This window comes from Sinimarinibacterium thermocellulolyticum (assembly GCF_040327995.1).
GTDB classification, from domain to species: Bacteria; Pseudomonadota; Gammaproteobacteria; order Nevskiales; family Nevskiaceae; genus Solimonas; species Solimonas thermocellulolyticum.
Map to the genome: position 1 here is coordinate 104,460 of NZ_JBEPIJ010000006.1, position 15,775 is coordinate 120,234.

Here is a 15,775-nt window from a genome sequence, read left to right on the forward strand (position 1 = left end):
TTTCCAGTTTCCAGTTTCCAGTCGCAGCCTTGCTGGTCTTTAGAAACCGAAAACTGCCGACTGGGCACTACTTACAGACGATCTCCGTCTCGAAATGCCCCTTGGGCTGGTGATGCAACTGCACGAAGGCACGCGCGATACGGCCGGGATCGTACTGCGTGCCGGTCTGCACGAAGCCGTGCACGGTGACGGTGGCGACGTGCACCCCGTGCGCCCCCAGTTCCTGCGCCAGCGTGAAGGTCAGCGAGCGCAGCGCCGCCTTGTCCATCGACAGCGAGCAGTAGTCGACCGCCGGCGCGGTGGCGAAGCCACCGCCGGTGAACAGGATGCTGCCGCGGCCACGCGCGATCATCGCCGGCGCCACCGCACGCGCGGCGACCAGGGCGCCGACGACGTTGGTGCGGAAGTTGGCCACCAGTTCGTCGAGCGGCACCGTCATCGGCCGTCCCGGCGCGTGCTGGGCGACGTTGTAGATCAGCACCTCGGGCTCGCCCAGATCGGCGGACGCGGCGGCGATGCCCTGCTGTAGCGAATCCTGCGCGGCGGCGTCGGCCGCGTAGCTGAAAACGCGCCGGCCCGTGCGCTTGCCGAGCTCCGCGCAGATCTCCGCCAGGCGCTGCGGCTGGCGCGCCAAGAGCGCCACGTCATAACCCTCGTGCGCGAACGCCGCGGCGACGGCCTGACCGATACCAGGGCCGGCGCCGACGATCAGACAGGCGCCGAGCGCGGAAGGCGAGGTCTGGGTGCGACTCATGGTGTGCAAGGTCCTCGTTGCGGCCGCGGCGCGACGACCGGCGCCGGGCGGATGATAGGCAAGCCGGCGTCATGTTCGCACACCGCGCACGCCGCGCGATGCCGGCACCGACATGCCGGCACCACGGTCGTCGGATACCCTTGGTAGCGGGTGCGGCTAAAAGCCGGCACACTGCGCGCGCCGCGGGGAGGCTGCCGGTTTCGGACCCATGAACGATACGTCGAACCTGTTGGGGCAACTGAGAATCGACCCGAGCGCACGCCAGTCGCGCGGACCCGGCGCCGGCCGCTGGGCGCTGCTCGCCCTCGCCGTGGTCGCGGCCGCCGCGACAATCTGGCTGCTGTTCTTGCGCGAAGGCACGCCCGTGATCGCGACCACCACGGCGCGCGCGGCGCCCGCCGGGGGCAGCGCGTCGGCCTCGGTGCTCGATGCCTCGGGTTACGTCGTCGCGCGCCGCCGGGCGACGGTCTCGTCCAAGCTCACCGGCAAGGTGGTCGAGGTGCTGGTCGAGGAAGGCATGCGCGTCGAGGAAAACCAGATCCTCGCGCGCATCGACGACATCAACGCGCGCGCCGAGCTGGCCCTCGCGCAATCGCGGCTCGACGCCGCGCGCGCGCAGCTCGCCGAGGTACGCGTGCAGCGCGACGAGGCGCACCGGCAGTTGCGGCGCACGCGCAGCCTCGCCGAGCGCAAGCTCGTCAGCGAGGCCGCGCTCGACACCGCACAGGCCGAGGTCGATGCCCTGGAGGCGCGACTCGCCAGCACCCAAGCGCAGGTCGTCGTCGCCGAACGCGCCGTGCGCGTGCAGCAGCGCTATCTCGAAGACACCGTGGTACGCGCGCCGTTCGCCGGCGTGATCACGGTCAAGAACGCGCAGCCGGGCGAGATGATCTCGCCGCTGTCGGCCGGCGGCGACGGCACGCGCACTGGCATCGGCACCCTGGTCGACATGGACTCGCTGGAAATCGAGGTCGACGTCAACGAAAACTTCATCAACCGCGTGACACCGGGTCAGCCGGCCATTGCGCGGCTCAACGCCTATCCCGACTGGGAGATTCCGGCCGAGGTCATCGCGGTGATTCCCACCGCCGACCGCTCGAAGGCGACCGTCACCGTGCGTGTCGGCTTCAAGCAGAAGGACCCGCGCATCCTGCCGGAGATGGGGGTGCGTGTGGCCTTTCGCGAAGCGCAGCCGCCGCAGCAGGCCGAGCAACGGCGCCCCGGTGGCGTGCTGGTCGATGCCGCCGCGGTGCAGATCGACGGCGACACCGGCGTGGTGTTCGTCGTGCGCGACCAAACCCTGGAACGGCGCGCGGTGCGCATCGCCGGCAGGTCCGGCGGCGAGGTGCGCGTGGTCAGCGGTCTGACCGCCGGCGACGTCCTCGCGCTGGGGGATCTCAGCCAGTTCCGCGATGGCATGGCGGTCAAACTGAAGCCGTAGCGCACGATGTGACTTTCGATTTGCAAAAATGTAGTTTCTTGAATATTTTTTTATAACGGCCCGGATGCACCGGGCAAGCGAGCACGAGATGAGCGAAGCGATCGTCAGCCTCAGAGGCGTCAGCAAGCGCTACACCCGCGGCAAACAGAGCGTCGAGGTGCTGCAAAGCCTCGATCTGGATATCGCCCGGGGCGACTTCCTCGCGCTGATGGGGCCGTCGGGTTCCGGCAAGACCACCCTGCTGAATCTGATCGGCGGACTCGACACCCCCACCCGCGGCGAACTGCGCGTCGGCGACGCGCGACTCGACCAGATGTCCTCGTCGCAGCTCACCCGGTGGCGCGCCAACCACGTCGGCTTCGTGTTCCAGTTCTACAACCTGTTGCCGGTGCTGTCGGCCGAGCGCAACGTCGAGCTACCGCTCTTGCTCACCTCGCTGTCGGCCGCCGAACGCAGAAAGCGCGTGCAGATTGCGCTCGGCGTCGTCGGCCTCGCCGAGCGCGCCAAGCACAAGCCGGGCGAGCTGTCCGGCGGCCAGGCCCAGCGCGTCGCCATCGCCCGCGCGATCGTCGCCGATCCGACGCTGCTGGTCTGCGACGAACCCACCGGCGATCTCGACCGCAAGACCGCGGACGAGATTCTGGGTCTGCTGCAGATCCTCAATCGCGAACACGGCAAGACCATCGTCATGGTCACGCACGACCCCAAGGCCGCCGAGTTCGCCACGCACACACTGCATCTGGACAAGGGTCGCCTGGTCGAAGCGACGGCGCTGTCATGAAGTACCTTCCACTCGTTTGGGCCGCATTGTGGCGGCGCAAGCCGCGCACGATCTTCACGATGCTGTCTATCGTCGTCGCCTTTTTGCTGTACGCGCTGCTGACCGCGGGCAACGCCGCGTTCAACACCGGCGTCGAGGTCGCCGGCGCCGACCGGCTGATCACCACCGGACGCTACTCGCTGACCCAGGTGCTGCCGTTCGGCCATCTGCAGCAGGTGCGCAGCGTGCCGGGCGTCGCCAGCGTTGCCGGCCAGTCCTGGTTCGGCGGCTACTACCAGAAGGAAAGCAATTTCTTTCCGCAGTTTCCGACACAGATCGAGCCTTATCTGGAGATGTATCCGGAGATCGTGCTGCCGGAAGACCAGAAGCAGGCGATGCTCAACACGCGCACCGGCGCGATCATCGCCAAGACGCTGGCCGATCGCTTCGGCTTTTCGATCGGCGACCGCATCCCCATCATCGCCGGCATCTGGCCGCTGGCGGACGGCTCCAACAACTGGGAGTTCGACCTCGTCGGCATCTTCGACACGAAGAATCCGAAAGACCGCTCCATGTTCGAGATGATGCTGTTCCATCACGAGTACTTCGACGAGGCGCGCCAGTTCGGCAAGGGCACCATCGGCTGGATCGTGATCAAGACCGAGAACCCGGACCGCAACGAGGAAGTCGTCAAAGCGGTCGATGCCTTGTTCGCCAACTCGCCCAACGAGACACGCACCCAGACCGAGCGCGCCTTCAATCAGGCCTTCGTCAAGCAGATGGGCGACATCGGCCTGATCATGTCGTCGATCATCGGCGCGGTGTTCTTCACGCTGCTGTTCCTGACCGGCAACACGATGATGCAGTCGGTACGCGAGCGCATTCCCGAACTCGCCGTGCTCAAGACGCTGGGCTACTCCGACCTCGGCGTGCTCGCGCTGGTGCTGGCCGAGTCGCTTTTGCTGTGCGTGCTCGCCGCGCTGATCGGCATCGGTCTCGCCGGGCTCATCCTGCCGGGCATCGCCGCGAAGCTGCCGGGCTTCTCGGGCATGGCGCTGACACCCGCCGCGTTCGCCGCGGCGCTGGGCCTCGCCGTGCTGCTCGCGCTCATCGTCGGCCTGCCGCCGGCGCTGCGCGCGATGCGCCTGAAGATCGTGGACGCGCTGGCGGCGCACTGAAGGAGACGGCCATGGCCAACACCCTGAACCAGATCGCCGCCGTGACCGCGCTCAACCTGCGCTCGATTCCGTCGCGGCTCGGCACCTCGATGGTCATCGTCATCGGCATCGCCGGCGTGGTCGGCGTGCTGGTGGCGCTGCTGTCGATGGGCGCCGGCTTCGCCGCGACGCTGGGCAGCACCGGCACGCCCGAGCGCACGATCGTGCTGCGCGGCGGCTCGGTGGACGAGCTCTCCAGCGTGATCACGCGCGAGCAGTCGCAGATCATCGGCGACGCCCCCGGCGTCGCCCGCGACGCCGACGGCAAGCCGGTGATGGTCGCCGAGTTCTACCTGCTCACCGACGTCGCCAAGCCCGGCTCGACCTCGCCGAACAACGTCGTCGTGCGCGGCACGCAGACCGATGTCGCGCGCGTGCGCCCCGAGTTCCGCATCGTCGAAGGACGCATGTTCGAATCCGGCGTGCGCGAAGTCATCGTCGGCACCGGCGCCGCGAAGCAGTTCGAGACGCTCAGGCTCGGCGGCACGGTCGACGTGCGCGACGGCGCCTGGAACATCGTCGGCATCTTCGCAACCGGCGGCGATGTGCACGAGTCGGAGCTGTGGGTCGATGCCGGCGCGCTCGAGACCGCGTCGCGGCGCAGCGCGTACAACTCCGTGACCCTACAGCTCGAAAGCGCCGAGGCCTTCGCCACATTCAAGGACGCGCTGACCACCGACCCGCGCATGGTCGTCAACCCGCAGCGGCAGAGCGATTACTACGCCTCGCGCTCCGAGCAGTTGCACCTGTTGATCCGCATCCTCGGCTACACCGTGGCCGTGATCATGGGCATCGGCGCGGTGTTCGGTGCGCTCAACGTGATGTACGCCGCCGTCGCCACGCGCACCGTCGAGATCGCGACCCTGCGCGCCCTCGGCTTCGGCGGTCTGCCGGTGGTGATCTCGGTGCTGATCGAGTCGCTGCTTTTGGCGCTCGCCGGCGGCCTGGTCGGCGCGCTCATCGCCTACCTGTTCTTCAACGGCTTCACCGTCAACACGCTCAACTTCCAGACCTTCAGCCAGGTCGCCTTTGCGTTCAAGGTCACGCCCGAGCTGATCCAGCAGGGCATCGTCTGGGCGCTGGTGATGGGCCTGATCGGCGGCCTGTTTCCGGCAGTGCGCGCGGCACGCCTGCCGATCGTCGATGCGCTGAGGGCCGGCTGAACCACGACACTGGCGCTGATTTCGCGCCAGCACTGGTTGATTCTCCGCTACCCGGCACGCGGCCGCGCGGGCAAGATGCGATCCGGGTGTCGCGACGCGGAGACGCACCGATGACCATCACACTCCACGCTGCCGCACTGCGCACGTTGTTCGTTGAACGCGCCACGGCGAAGTTCGCGCGCAACGTGCCGGACTTCGTTGCGCTGCAGAAGCTGGTCGCCGACAACGGCGGGACCTTTCGCAACGACCACGGCGCGATCCGCAGCGCCGATCCCGCGGTGACGGCGCTGTTCCTGCGCGCCGCGCAGGTGCTCGGCCTGCGCCGCGAGCTGGACTATCGGTTTCCGGCAAAAAGGCTCGTGTCCTGCGATCTGCAGGTCATCGGCGAGGACGCCTCGCAGTTCAAGATTTTCGTCTCGCAGGTGGACCTGGGCGCGTTTCCCGACGAAATCGCGGCGCTGATCCGCGACGATTGCGCTCGGCAGGCGCGGGCCGTGGACCACGGCCCGTTCGTCGCCCTGATCGAGCGCTTCGAACGCCGCGGCGGATTGAGCGAGGCCGAAGCCGAGGCCTTCGTCGAGCACTTCGTCGACCGCCTGATGGCGCGCAACGGCCCGCCACTCGAGCGCAGCACGCTCGAAGCCGTCGCGCACTTGTCCGGGGAGGCCGCCAGCGCGCTTGCGCTCGGACCCGACTTCAATCACGTGACGATCGACGTGCGCGCCGCGGCCTTCGACGACATCGAGGCGATGGCAGCGGCGATGCAGCAGGCCGGCTTTCGCATGCTGCCCGAGATCCAGGGCGCCCGTGGCACGAAGCTGCGCCAGACCGCGACGATGGCGGCCACACAGGACACGCCGGTCGTGGAGACCGACGGCACGCTCGGCGTTGCGCCCACGGAAAAGCAATTCGTCGAGATCATCGAGCGCAATCAGGCGGTCGACGCCGACGGCCATCCGCTGTGGCAGCAGGATGGCCGTCCGCTGATCTTCCGCAACTTCCTCGCCGCCAACGCCGAGAAGATCTTCGACGCGGCGTCGACGCGCGCCGGGGCGATCCGCGTGCGCGCCTGAAGCGCCTCCTTACTGTCGATCGCCGCACAGATGACCTCTGCGCGCGGGCCGACGCGCGAACTCTACGCCGCTTCGGCCTCGCCGGCACGGCTTGCCGCCCTGGGGGGCGGCGCATCGCTGTCCGCTGCCGGCTCGTGCTCGGGTGGCGGATCGCGCGGCGGCCACAGCAGGTCCTGCGGACGGCGCAGCGCGCGGCGGCAGAACTCGCGCATCAGCTCGCGACGGTCGCCGATCGGCACGCGCTGCGCGCGCAACGCGACGAACAGCGCGAGGCTGAAGCTGACCAATAGGTTGATCAGGCCGATGCCGGCGACACCGATGGCGACCATGACGATCATCGGTCGCGCGACTTGCCAGTCGAGCGCGACCATCGCGTAACCGAAGTACGCCGTCGAGAAGGTGATGTGGCGGATGTCCAGCGGCAGGCCGAGGATGAATCCGATGGTGCCGGCACTGCCGAGCATGCAGCCGAAGAAGAAGTTGCCGGCCAACGCGCCGAGGTTGTCCTCGATATAAGCGGAGAAGCGCTCGGCGCGCGCCTTGCCGAGCAGGCGACGGAGCCAGCGCAGTTGCAGGATGCGCTGCGGGATGCGGTTGTACACCGCCTTGTTGTCGAAATAGCCGGAAATCAGGCCGGCGAGAAACAGGCAGACGCCGGCGACGCCGGCATGCAGCCAGGCCAGGCTCTGCAGCGGATGCTGCTCGACCAAGAGGTACTGCGCGGTCTGGGCGTCGAGGTAGTGCTCGCCGGTGTTGAGCAGGATCGCGTAGGCAATCGCGACCGGCAGCAGGAAGGCCGGCAGCACGTTGCCGACGATGGCGATGAACTGGCTGCGCATGGTGCGCACGACCAGATCGGCGCCGACGGCGATGCGCTCCTTGCGGTTCTGCGCCGCGGCCAGCGTGGCGGCGAGATACGAGGCGGTCATCGCCGGCTGCTTGGTGGCGATGGTGAATCGCAGCAGATAGATGAGCACGAAGCCCAGCCCGTAGTTGAGGCTGTACAGCACCGCACCGGCCAGCGGCGCATGCGGCTCGGCCGAGAGTGCGACCTTGATCATCGCCATCAGCGGCACGATGCAACCGGCCCCCAGTGCCGAGCGCAGCATCTGCCAGTACTCGGCGCGCGTCGCGGTGACGTAGTGCTCGCCCGTCTTGCTGGCGTTGTCGGTGATGCGCGTGGCCAAGAGCTCGACGTGCTGCCGCCAGAGCTCGCGCACGCTGTGGCGCGTGTTCTCGGCACGCACGATTTGCTTGAAGAAGCGCACGCGCAACTCGTTGAGCTCGTGCACCGGGCGCTTTTCGAGCAACTCCAGCAGCAGCTTGAGCCGCGCGATGTTCTGCTGCAGGCGCGCCAGCAGCACGGTGAGGCTGACACTGGCGCCGGTCTGCGCGGCCTGCTTGCGCACTTTGCCGATGATCTGCTCGCACTGGCCGAGCAGCACCAGCAGGTGCTTGTCGTCGAGCCTCGGCTCACGCTTTTCGGCGATCGCCGCCTGGTGCTCGTCGATGAACTGGCGCATCTCGACGTTCTGCGTCAGAAACGGCGACTCGTAGCGCTCGATGGCTGGATGGTTGCGCACCAGTTCCGGCTCGAGCCCGAGCGCAGCGATACGGTAGGACACGACCTGCAGGGCTTCGAGGATCTGGAACGGCAGGCGGCGGCCGTGCTCGCGGCCGGCGGCGCCGAAATCGAGCGCATCGAGAAAGCCGACCCAGTCGGCGTCCGGGATCGCCTCGATCCAGACGTAATCGTCGCGACGCGAGAACAGGAGGTTGACGGCGTCGCGCAGCTGCGCCGGATCGAGCTCGTCCGGCAGCAGGCCGTGGATGAAGCGTCGCCACAGGCCACCGAGGAAGCCCTGCCCGCTCAGAATCCCGGAATCGCTCATCAGGCGCAGCGGCTGTGTTTCGGTGACCAGCCACAGCAGGGCGTTGCGCACCACCGCACGCGCGGCGGCATCGCTGCGCATGCGCTCGATCAGCAACTGCATTCGCGACTGCGCGGCCTCGGCGTCACGAACGCGACGCGGACGCAGCCAGTGCACCAGCGCGGCCAGCGCCGCAAGGCGCTGCGCGTCATCGGCGGCGTGCAGCCGCTCGATCGCCGCGTCGAGCCGTTGCAACGCGCGCTCGACGTGCCGCTGCGGGCCGAACCAGCGCTTCAGCACGGTCGGCTCCGGGGCCGGGCTCGGCGAAGACGGCGACGCTTGCACTCGCGCGCAAAGGATGAACGGGAACGCATGGGCATGATGGACGACCGCGGTGCGGACCGCGTGGCAGGGGCCCTTATTGTCCGGACCGCGCCGGGCGACACAAGCCGGCCAGCCAGAACGTGGGCAAGGCCTGCGCGCGCTGACGCAGGGCCGCCGTAAGTCGCGGAAATCGCTGGCGAGCCGCCGATCCAGGCGCGACTTGTCCACAGCCTGCGCACCGCCCGCTCACTGCTTTGAGCACAACTGCTAGCGGTTGACGGGTTCTCGAACCACAAGATATGGTTATTCGACACGCTGCGCCGCCCTGCACCCGGGCGGTGCGCCGCCCAGCATCTTCCGCCTGCCGTTTGCGTACACGGGGAGTTCCACCATGCAGACCCACACCTCGATCGCTGCGCCCGAGTCCCGCCGCCCGACGCCGACGATCCCCGCCGCGAGCCCCGCCGAGCTCGCGGCCACCGCTCCGGGCGCGATCAAAGTCATCCGCCGCAACGGCAAGGTCACCGCGTTCGATGCGTCCAAGATCCAGATCGCGATGACCAAGGCCTTCCTCGCGGTCGAAGGAAGCGCAGCGGCCGCATCGGCGGCGGTTCGCCAGAAGGTGGAGACGCTCAGTGCGCAGGTGGTCCAGGCCCTCACCCGCCATCTTTCCGGCGGCGGCACCCTACACATCGAGGACATCCAGGACCAGGTCGAGCTGGCTTTGATGCGCGCCGGCGAGCACAAGGTTGCCCGCGCCTACGTGCTTTATCGCGAAGAACGGGCGCGCGAACGGGCCGCCGAGGCGGCGGCCGGCCCGACGATGGACCGGCCGGCCTTGTCGATCACCCGCGACGACGGCTCGGTAGTGCCGCTCGACGAGGCGCGCATGCGCCGCCTCGTCACCGAGGCCTGCGCGAGACTGTCCGGCGTCGACGTCGACGAAGTGGTCGGCGCCGCGCTGCGCGACCTCTACGACGGCATGCCCGAAGCCGAACTGTCGCAGGCACTGACGCTGGCCGCACGCGCGCGCATCGAAAAGGAGCCGAACTACACCTACGTGTCGGCGCGCCTGTTGCTCGACGCGCTGCGCCACGAGGCACTGAAGTTCCTCGGCATGAGCGAGACGCGTCCGACCTTCGAGGAAATGAAGACCCTGTACCCGGACTACTTCCGCGAGTACATCCACAAAGCCGTGTCGCTGGAGCTGCTCGACCCCAAGCTCGCGCTCTATGACCTCGATACGCTGGGCCGCGCCCTGCTCGCCGAACGCGACGCCAAGTTCGATTACCTGGGCCTGCAGACCCTGTACGACCGCTACTTCATCCACAGCAACGGCACCCGCTTCGAGCTACCGCAGGCGTTCTTCATGCGTGTGGCGATGGGCCTGGCCATCAACGAGATCGACCGCGAAGCGCGGGCCATCGAGTTCTACCAGTTGCTGTCGAGCTTCGACTTCATGTCGAGCACGCCCACGCTGTTCAATTCCGGCACGCTGCGCCCGCAGCTGTCGAGCTGCTATCTGACGCAGGTGCCCGACGACCTCGACGGCATCTTCGGCGCCATCAAGGACAACGCCCTGCTTTCGAAGTTTGCCGGCGGGCTGGGCAACGACTGGACGCCGGTGCGCGGCATGGGCGGCTATATCAAGGGCACCAACGGCAAGTCCAATGGCGTCGTACCGTTCATGAAGGTCGCCAACGACACCGCCGTCGCCGTCAACCAGGGCGGCAAGCGCAAGGGGGCGGTCTGCGCCTACCTGGAAACCTGGCACCGCGACATCGAGGAGTTCCTGGAACTGCGCAAGAACACCGGCGACGAGCGCCGCCGTACCCACGACATGAACACCGCCAACTGGGTCCCGGACCTGTTCATGAAGCGCGTGATTCAGGAGGGCCAGTGGACACTGTTCTCGCCGGACGAAACGCCGGACCTGCACGATCTGGTCGGTGCCGCCTTCGAGAAGCGTTACGTCGAGTACGAGCGGCTCGCCGACGAAGGCCGCATCAAGAACTTCAAGCGCATGCCGGCCGTCAGTCTGTGGCGCAAGATGCTGTCGATGCTGTTCGAAACCGGGCACCCCTGGATCACGTTCAAGGATCCGTGCAACCTGCGCTCGCCGCAGCAGCATGTCGGCGTCGTGCACAGCTCCAACCTGTGCACCGAGATCACGCTCAACACCAAGGCCGGCCAGGAGATCGCGGTCTGCAACCTCGGGTCCGTCAATCTGCCGGCGCACGTCACCGAAGACGGCCAACTCGACACCGCCAAGCTGGAACGCACGATCAGCACGGCGATGCGCATGCTCGACAACGTCATCGAGTACAACTACTACTCGGTCGCCACCGCGCGCAACTCCAACCTGCGCCACCGCCCGGTGGGTCTGGGCGTGATGGGCTTCCACGACGCGCTGTACAAGCTGCGCCTGCCCTACGATTCGGACAAGGCGATCGAGTTCGCCGACGTATCGATGGAGGCGATCAGCTACTACGCGATCAAGGCGAGCACGGACCTTGCAGCCGAGCGCGGACGCTACTCCAGCTTCGAAGGCTCGCTGTGGAGCCGCGGCATCCTGCCGATCGACTCCATCCAGATCCTCGCCCGGGAACGGGGAGCCGACTTCGTCAAGCAGGACACCAGCGTCTCCGGCAAGTTCGACTGGGACGGCCTGCGTGAGCGCATCAAGACCGTTGGCATGCGCAACTCCAACTGCATGGCCATCGCGCCGACGGCGACCATCGCCAACATCACCGGCGTGTCGCAGTCGATCGAGCCCACGTACCAGAACCTCTACGTGAAATCAAACCTCTCGGGCGAGTTCACCGTGGTCAACGAGTATCTGGTCAACGACCTCAAGAAGCTGGGCCTCTGGGACGAGGTCATGGCGCACGACCTCAAGTACTTCGACGGCAGCGTGCAGCACATCGACCGCATCCCGCCCGAGCTCAAGGCACTCTACAAGTGCGCCTTCGAGATCGACCCCAAGCGTCTGGTCGACGCCGCCAGCCGCCGCCAGAAGTGGATCGACCAGGCGCAGTCGCTGAACCTGTACATGCGCGAGCCCAGCGGCAAGAAGCTCGACGAACTGTACAAGCACGCCTGGATCTCGGGCCTGAAGACCACGTACTACCTGCGCACGATGGGCGCGACGCATGCGGAGAAGACCACGATCAGCGACGGCCGCCTCAACGCCGTCGGCGGCAACGTCAAATCCGCGCAGCCGGTCGCGGCACCCTCCCCGGCGGCGCCGGCCGCCGCCAGCGACGTCGGCGGCGCCAAGGTCTGCTCGATCCTCGACCCGGACTGCGAGGCCTGTCAGTAGTTGCCCCTGCGGCATCCGAACCCCCGCCCCGTGCGGGGGTTCTTGTTTGGTGCGCCTACGCTCTTGATCCGCGGCACCTGCTGCGACTCGACCCGAACGGGACGAGCCGAGTGAAAACACCACCTGCACCGCAGCCCGCAGCCGACGCCGCTCGCTTCGGGTAGTCTGCGCAGCAGGCGTATCGAGAAGCCGGGCCGCGGCCCATGGATGGGCCGCGCAATCCTACCCTCGCCTTCCACTTCGCACAAATACAAAAGCCCCATTCAAGGGGCTTTTGTATTTGTGTGGCGGAGAGGGTGGGAACCTCGCGTCGGCTCGGCCATCCTGGCCTCGACGCGCTCGCCGGGGCAGGCCATCCATGGCCTGCCCTTCGAATCCCACCCTCGCCTTCCACTTCGCACAAATACAAAAGCCCCATTCAAGGGGCTTTTGTATTTGTGTGGCGGAGAGGGTGGGATTCGAACCCACGGTACGCTTGCACGTACGCCTGATTTCGAGTCAGGTACATTCGACCACTCTGCCACCTCTCCGTGACGGTTTGCTCATCGGTGCCGGCGGGCGGTCTGTGATACCGCCGGTCCCGTTTTCCTCTGGCCGGCCGGGGAAACCCGGTGTGCTAGCGTGCGGTCTTAGCGGGCGCCCCGAGGGGGCGCACGGCCAAGCCGCGTCGAGCAGGCCCGATATTCTAAATGAAGCTGATCCTAAAGCCCATCGCCCGCGTTCTATCGCCGCGCCGCCTCTGGCGGGGGGGCGTGCTGCTGTGCGCGACGGCGCTGCTGGGCCTTGCGATCACCTGCTCGCCCCGGCAAAGCCTGCTCGAGGAGGTGCAAGCGCTCGGCGTGCTGCGGGTTGCGACGGTCAACAGTCCGACGACCTACTACATCGGCCCCGGGGGGGACCCGGTGGGTTTCGAGTACGACCTCGCGCTGGGCTTCGCGCAGACGCTGGGGGTGCGCTTGGAGATCGAGCTGGCGGCAAACCCGCCGGAGGCGGCGCAGATGGCGCGCGACGGGATCGTGCACCTGGCTGCCGCCGGCATCGGCGTGACCGAGGCGCGCGAGCGCGGGCTGCGCTTCACGCGCCCGGTGCAGTCGGTGGTGCCGCTGCTGGTCTATCGCAAAGGCCGGCGCAAACCCGAGAGCCTGGCGGACCTCGACGGCAGCCTGCGCGTGGTGGCCGGCGGCGCACACGCCGAGCGTCTGCGCGAGTTGCGCGACACCGAGTACCCCGGCCTGCGCTGGGAAGAAGTGGCGGATGTCGAAACCGAGGAGCTGTTGCTGGCGGTCGCCAACGGCGAACTCGATTACACCATCGCCAATTCCGATCTGCTCGCGATCAACCGCCGCTACTATCCGGATCTGCGGACGGCATTCGCGCTCGCCGAGCGCCAGACGCTGGCCTGGGCATTTTCGGCCCAACGCGACCGCAGCCTGCTGCGTGCAGCCGAGCGCTACTTCGACGAGCTCGGCGAAGCCGAGCTTTCGCGGCTGCGTGATCGCTACTTCGGCCATGTGCAGCAGGTGGATACCTTTGGCGCGCTGACGCTGGCGACGCACGTGCAGACCCGCCTGCCGAGATACCGCAAGCTGTTCGAGCAGGCCGGCGCGGAGACGGGCATCGACTGGCGGTTGCTCGCCGCCATCGGCTACCAGGAATCGCACTGGGATCCGAGCGCAGTCAGCCCCACCGGCGTGCGCGGCATCATGCAGCTCACGGCGGCGACCGCGCAGCGCATGAACGTCGCCGATCGCGAAGACCCCGGACAAAGCATTCTCGGCGGCTCGCGCTATCTGCGTCTGCTGCTCGATCAACTGCCGCCCGAGATCACCGAACCGGACCGCACCTGGCTGGCGCTGGTCGCCTACAACATCGGTTATGGCCATCTGCTCGACGTGCGCGATCTCACCGCACGGCAGGGCGGCGATCCGAACCGCTGGCTCGACGTGCGCGAACGCCTGCTGCTGTTGACGCAGCACAAATGGCACAGCCAGACCAAATACGGCTACGCGCGCGGCCATGAGGCGCTCACCTATGTCGGCAACGTGCGCACCTATTACGACATGCTGGTGTGGATGACCGGCGTACCCGCGACACCCACCGAGCCGCCGCCCGAGCCGGCGCCGACCCCGGAGCCGGAGCGGCGCGACAAGGATCCCCTGGACATCGACTCGCCGATCCTGTGAGCCCGCGTCACGGACTGTCAGCGGATACGCAGGCGCTCGACGATCTTGCCCTTGACCAGATGCTCGTCGATGATCTCGTCGATGTCTTCTTCGTCGACGTAGGTGTACCAGACCGCATCCGGATAGACGACGATGCAAGGCCCTTGCTCGCAGCGGTCGAGACAGCCGGCCTGGTTGATGCGGACCTTGCCCGGCGCCGCCAGACCCAGCTGCTTGACGCGCTGCTTGGCGTAGTCGCGCAGCTCGCTGGCGCCCTTGTCGTTGCAGCAGACGCGCTCGCCCGGCGGCCGCTGGTTGCAGCAGAAAAAGACGTGGTGCCGGTAGAAGCTGGCCTTCTCGCTCATTGCGCACCGAAGGCGTAGGACAGGTTGATCGCGGTGAAGGTATCGGTCTGGTCGCTGCCATCCGGCACGTCGGAGTTGTAGCGCACCGTATACGAGATCGAGACGAACAGATTGCCGACGATGGACACCTTCAGCTCGGCGAGCGACTCGGCGAAGGTGTTCGATTCTCCCGACTCGACTTTCACCCCCTCGCTGAATGCGCTGGTCTCGGACAGCTTCCAGGTGTAGAGGGCCGAGCCGCGGTAGATCAGGTCCTCATCGCGCAACCCGGTGACGTTTTCCTTGGACTGGCGCGCACCGGCGCCGATCGCCGCTTCGAGAAAGTGCGTCGGACCGACCAAGAGCTTGCGGCCGTAGCCGACGGTCTCCGAGGTGCGCTCGCGGATGCCGCCGAACAGATCCTTCTCCCAGTCCAGCGACACGAACAGGTAATTGCGCTCGCTGAAGCTCCAGTCGAGCTTGTCGGACAGCGCATAGCGTTCGGCGGTGGTTTCGTCCTGATCGGTGCTGTAAGTGCTCTGCGCCTTGAAGCCGTTTTTCCAGCCCCCGCGCGTGTAGTCGAGCGCGAGCTTGCCATTGAGCGACTCCGTTCGGGTGTTGCCCGAGGTGCCGAGATAGCCCAGACCGACCTCACCCGCCCATTGCGCAGACGCTGGGGAAAAGACAAGAACGGCGAGCAGGACGAAGCAGCAACGGAACATCACGACTCCCGAGTCGAATGGAGACACGAAGGGGGCTCACGCACGCACGAAGGACAAGCGCGTCCGTTCGCGTGGCACGAAAAGGCGTCATGGCGCGCTCGGCTCGTGCTCTGCGAGCTGCGCTTCCAGGCGCAGCAACATCAGCTCGGCGATCTCGGTCTGGATGAACGCGCGCAGCCGCGCCTCCTCGGCCTCTTTCGCCAGCACCTGTTCCGGCTGGAAGCTGTAATCGCGCGTCAGCCGCAGCGCATCGGGACCAGCGAGTAGGGCGCCGTCGCGGATCACCTGATACTGCACACTGGTGACGAGGCGGAACTCCAGTGCCTTGCCGTCGATGCCGACCGACAGCACCTCGCGCTTTTCCACCAGATCCGACAATCGGATCACCGTCGTTCCCCGCTCGGTCTCGCCGCGCACGTCGGCGCCGCGCCGCTGCAGGATCGCGCGCAGCGCGGATTCCAGCGGCGGCTGTACCACCCGATACGGCGCGATCACTTGGATGTAGACGCGCTGCAAGGGCTGCGGCAACGGCCGCGTGCCGGCGAGGCGAAACCCGCAGGCGGTCAGCAGCAGTGCGAGCGCGACCGTGACGGTCCAGACGAGGCGGCGATGCGTCATGGAC

At 67.2% G+C, this 15,775-nt stretch carries 12 protein-coding genes and 1 tRNA gene; 7 read left to right on the top strand and 6 right to left on the bottom strand.

Features of this window, described 5'->3' with window-relative positions; translation table 11 throughout:
* Window positions 1–67: 67 nt before the first annotated feature.
* Entirely contained in the window at window positions 68–754 is a 687-nt protein-coding gene (locus ABSH63_RS07220; RefSeq protein ID WP_352888627.1) for an SDR family NAD(P)-dependent oxidoreductase, read from the bottom strand.
* Window positions 755–962: 208 nt separating this feature from the next.
* Between ABSH63_RS07220 and ABSH63_RS07225 the strand changes: the two genes are divergently transcribed.
* From ABSH63_RS07225 to ABSH63_RS07245, 5 genes are all read left to right on the top strand, one after another.
* Entirely contained in the window at window positions 963–2,195 is a 1,233-nt protein-coding gene (locus ABSH63_RS07225; RefSeq protein WP_352888629.1) for an efflux RND transporter periplasmic adaptor subunit, read from the top strand.
* Between the two features lie 88 nt (window positions 2,196–2,283).
* On the top strand, window positions 2,284–2,976 hold the full coding sequence (locus ABSH63_RS07230) for an ABC transporter ATP-binding protein (protein WP_352888630.1): 693 nt from the start codon (window positions 2,284–2,286) through the stop codon (window positions 2,974–2,976).
* Complete coding sequence (locus ABSH63_RS07235) at window positions 2,973–4,133, top strand: ABC transporter permease (RefSeq protein WP_352888631.1); 1,161 nt, start codon at window positions 2,973–2,975, stop codon at window positions 4,131–4,133. Before ABSH63_RS07230 ends, ABSH63_RS07235 begins: the two co-directional genes overlap by 4 nt.
* A gap of 11 nt (window positions 4,134–4,144) precedes the next feature.
* Window positions 4,145–5,335, top strand: coding sequence for an ABC transporter permease (locus ABSH63_RS07240; RefSeq protein WP_352888633.1), 1,191 nt, complete (start codon window positions 4,145–4,147; stop codon window positions 5,333–5,335).
* Between the two features lie 110 nt (window positions 5,336–5,445).
* Window positions 5,446–6,408: a 2-oxoadipate dioxygenase/decarboxylase family protein gene (locus ABSH63_RS07245; protein ID WP_352888634.1), complete on the top strand. Its 963-nt coding sequence runs from the start codon at window positions 5,446–5,448 to the stop codon at window positions 6,406–6,408.
* Between the two features lie 62 nt (window positions 6,409–6,470).
* On the opposite strand, the gene ABSH63_RS07250 is transcribed toward ABSH63_RS07245, so the two are convergent.
* The gene (locus tag ABSH63_RS07250) at window positions 6,471–8,579 is read right to left on the bottom strand and encodes a site-specific recombinase (protein ID WP_352888636.1); all 2,109 of its coding nucleotides are present in this window, start codon (window positions 8,577–8,579) and stop codon (window positions 6,471–6,473) included.
* A 415-nt stretch (window positions 8,580–8,994) separates the two neighbouring features.
* Between ABSH63_RS07250 and ABSH63_RS07255 the strand changes: the two genes are divergently transcribed.
* A complete protein-coding gene (locus ABSH63_RS07255; protein WP_352888638.1) occupies window positions 8,995–11,925 on the top strand; it encodes a ribonucleoside-diphosphate reductase subunit alpha in 2,931 nt (976 codons plus the stop codon).
* 440 nt (window positions 11,926–12,365) lie between these two features.
* On the opposite strand, the gene ABSH63_RS07260 is transcribed toward ABSH63_RS07255, so the two are convergent.
* Window positions 12,366–12,455 (bottom strand) — tRNA-Ser (locus ABSH63_RS07260).
* 159 nt (window positions 12,456–12,614) lie between these two features.
* On the opposite strand from ABSH63_RS07260, the gene mltF reads away from it, so the two are divergent.
* Complete coding sequence (gene mltF, locus ABSH63_RS07265) at window positions 12,615–14,108, top strand: membrane-bound lytic murein transglycosylase MltF (protein WP_352888639.1); 1,494 nt, start codon at window positions 12,615–12,617, stop codon at window positions 14,106–14,108.
* Window positions 14,109–14,125: 17 nt separating this feature from the next.
* Here the strand turns inward: mltF and ABSH63_RS07270 are convergent, their stop codons facing one another.
* The 3 genes from ABSH63_RS07270 to ABSH63_RS07280 all read right to left on the bottom strand — a co-directional run bounded on the left by ABSH63_RS07270 (window position 14,126) and on the right by ABSH63_RS07280 (window position 15,771).
* Complete coding sequence (locus ABSH63_RS07270) at window positions 14,126–14,452, bottom strand: (2Fe-2S) ferredoxin domain-containing protein (protein ID WP_352888641.1); 327 nt, start codon at window positions 14,450–14,452, stop codon at window positions 14,126–14,128.
* Window positions 14,449–15,153 carry a DUF481 domain-containing protein gene (locus ABSH63_RS07275; RefSeq protein ID WP_352888642.1) on the bottom strand — a complete coding sequence of 235 codons (705 nt, stop codon included), beginning with the start codon at window positions 15,151–15,153 and terminating at the stop codon, window positions 14,449–14,451. The genes ABSH63_RS07270 and ABSH63_RS07275 overlap by 4 nt, the downstream gene beginning before the upstream one ends.
* 87 nt (window positions 15,154–15,240) lie before the next feature.
* Window positions 15,241–15,771 carry an LPS-assembly lipoprotein LptE gene (locus tag ABSH63_RS07280; RefSeq protein ID WP_352888643.1) on the bottom strand — a complete coding sequence of 177 codons (531 nt, stop codon included), beginning with the start codon at window positions 15,769–15,771 and terminating at the stop codon, window positions 15,241–15,243.
* Window positions 15,772–15,775: the final 4 nt, after the last annotated feature.

What these genes read in the sequence shown, in the direction of transcription:
- ABSH63_RS07220 (WP_352888627.1), bottom strand. Translation starts at nt 754, where the DNA reads ATGAGTCGCACCCAGACCTCGCCTTCCGCGCTCGGCGCCTGTCTGATC.
- ABSH63_RS07225 (WP_352888629.1), top strand. Translation starts at nt 963, where the DNA reads ATGAACGATACGTCGAACCTGTTGGGGCAACTGAGAATCGACCCGAGC.
- ABSH63_RS07230 (WP_352888630.1), top strand. Translation starts at nt 2,284, where the DNA reads ATGAGCGAAGCGATCGTCAGCCTCAGAGGCGTCAGCAAGCGCTACACC.
- ABSH63_RS07235 (WP_352888631.1), top strand. Translation starts at nt 2,973, where the DNA reads ATGAAGTACCTTCCACTCGTTTGGGCCGCATTGTGGCGGCGCAAGCCG.
- ABSH63_RS07240 (WP_352888633.1), top strand. Translation starts at nt 4,145, where the DNA reads ATGGCCAACACCCTGAACCAGATCGCCGCCGTGACCGCGCTCAACCTG.
- ABSH63_RS07245 (WP_352888634.1), top strand. Translation starts at nt 5,446, where the DNA reads ATGACCATCACACTCCACGCTGCCGCACTGCGCACGTTGTTCGTTGAA.
- ABSH63_RS07255 (WP_352888638.1), top strand. Translation starts at nt 8,995, where the DNA reads ATGCAGACCCACACCTCGATCGCTGCGCCCGAGTCCCGCCGCCCGACG.
- mltF (WP_352888639.1), top strand. Translation starts at nt 12,615, where the DNA reads ATGAAGCTGATCCTAAAGCCCATCGCCCGCGTTCTATCGCCGCGCCGC.
- ABSH63_RS07270 (WP_352888641.1), bottom strand. Translation starts at nt 14,452, where the DNA reads ATGAGCGAGAAGGCCAGCTTCTACCGGCACCACGTCTTTTTCTGCTGC.
- ABSH63_RS07275 (WP_352888642.1), bottom strand. Translation starts at nt 15,153, where the DNA reads ATGTTCCGTTGCTGCTTCGTCCTGCTCGCCGTTCTTGTCTTTTCCCCA.
- ABSH63_RS07280 (WP_352888643.1), bottom strand. Translation starts at nt 15,771, where the DNA reads ATGACGCATCGCCGCCTCGTCTGGACCGTCACGGTCGCGCTCGCACTG.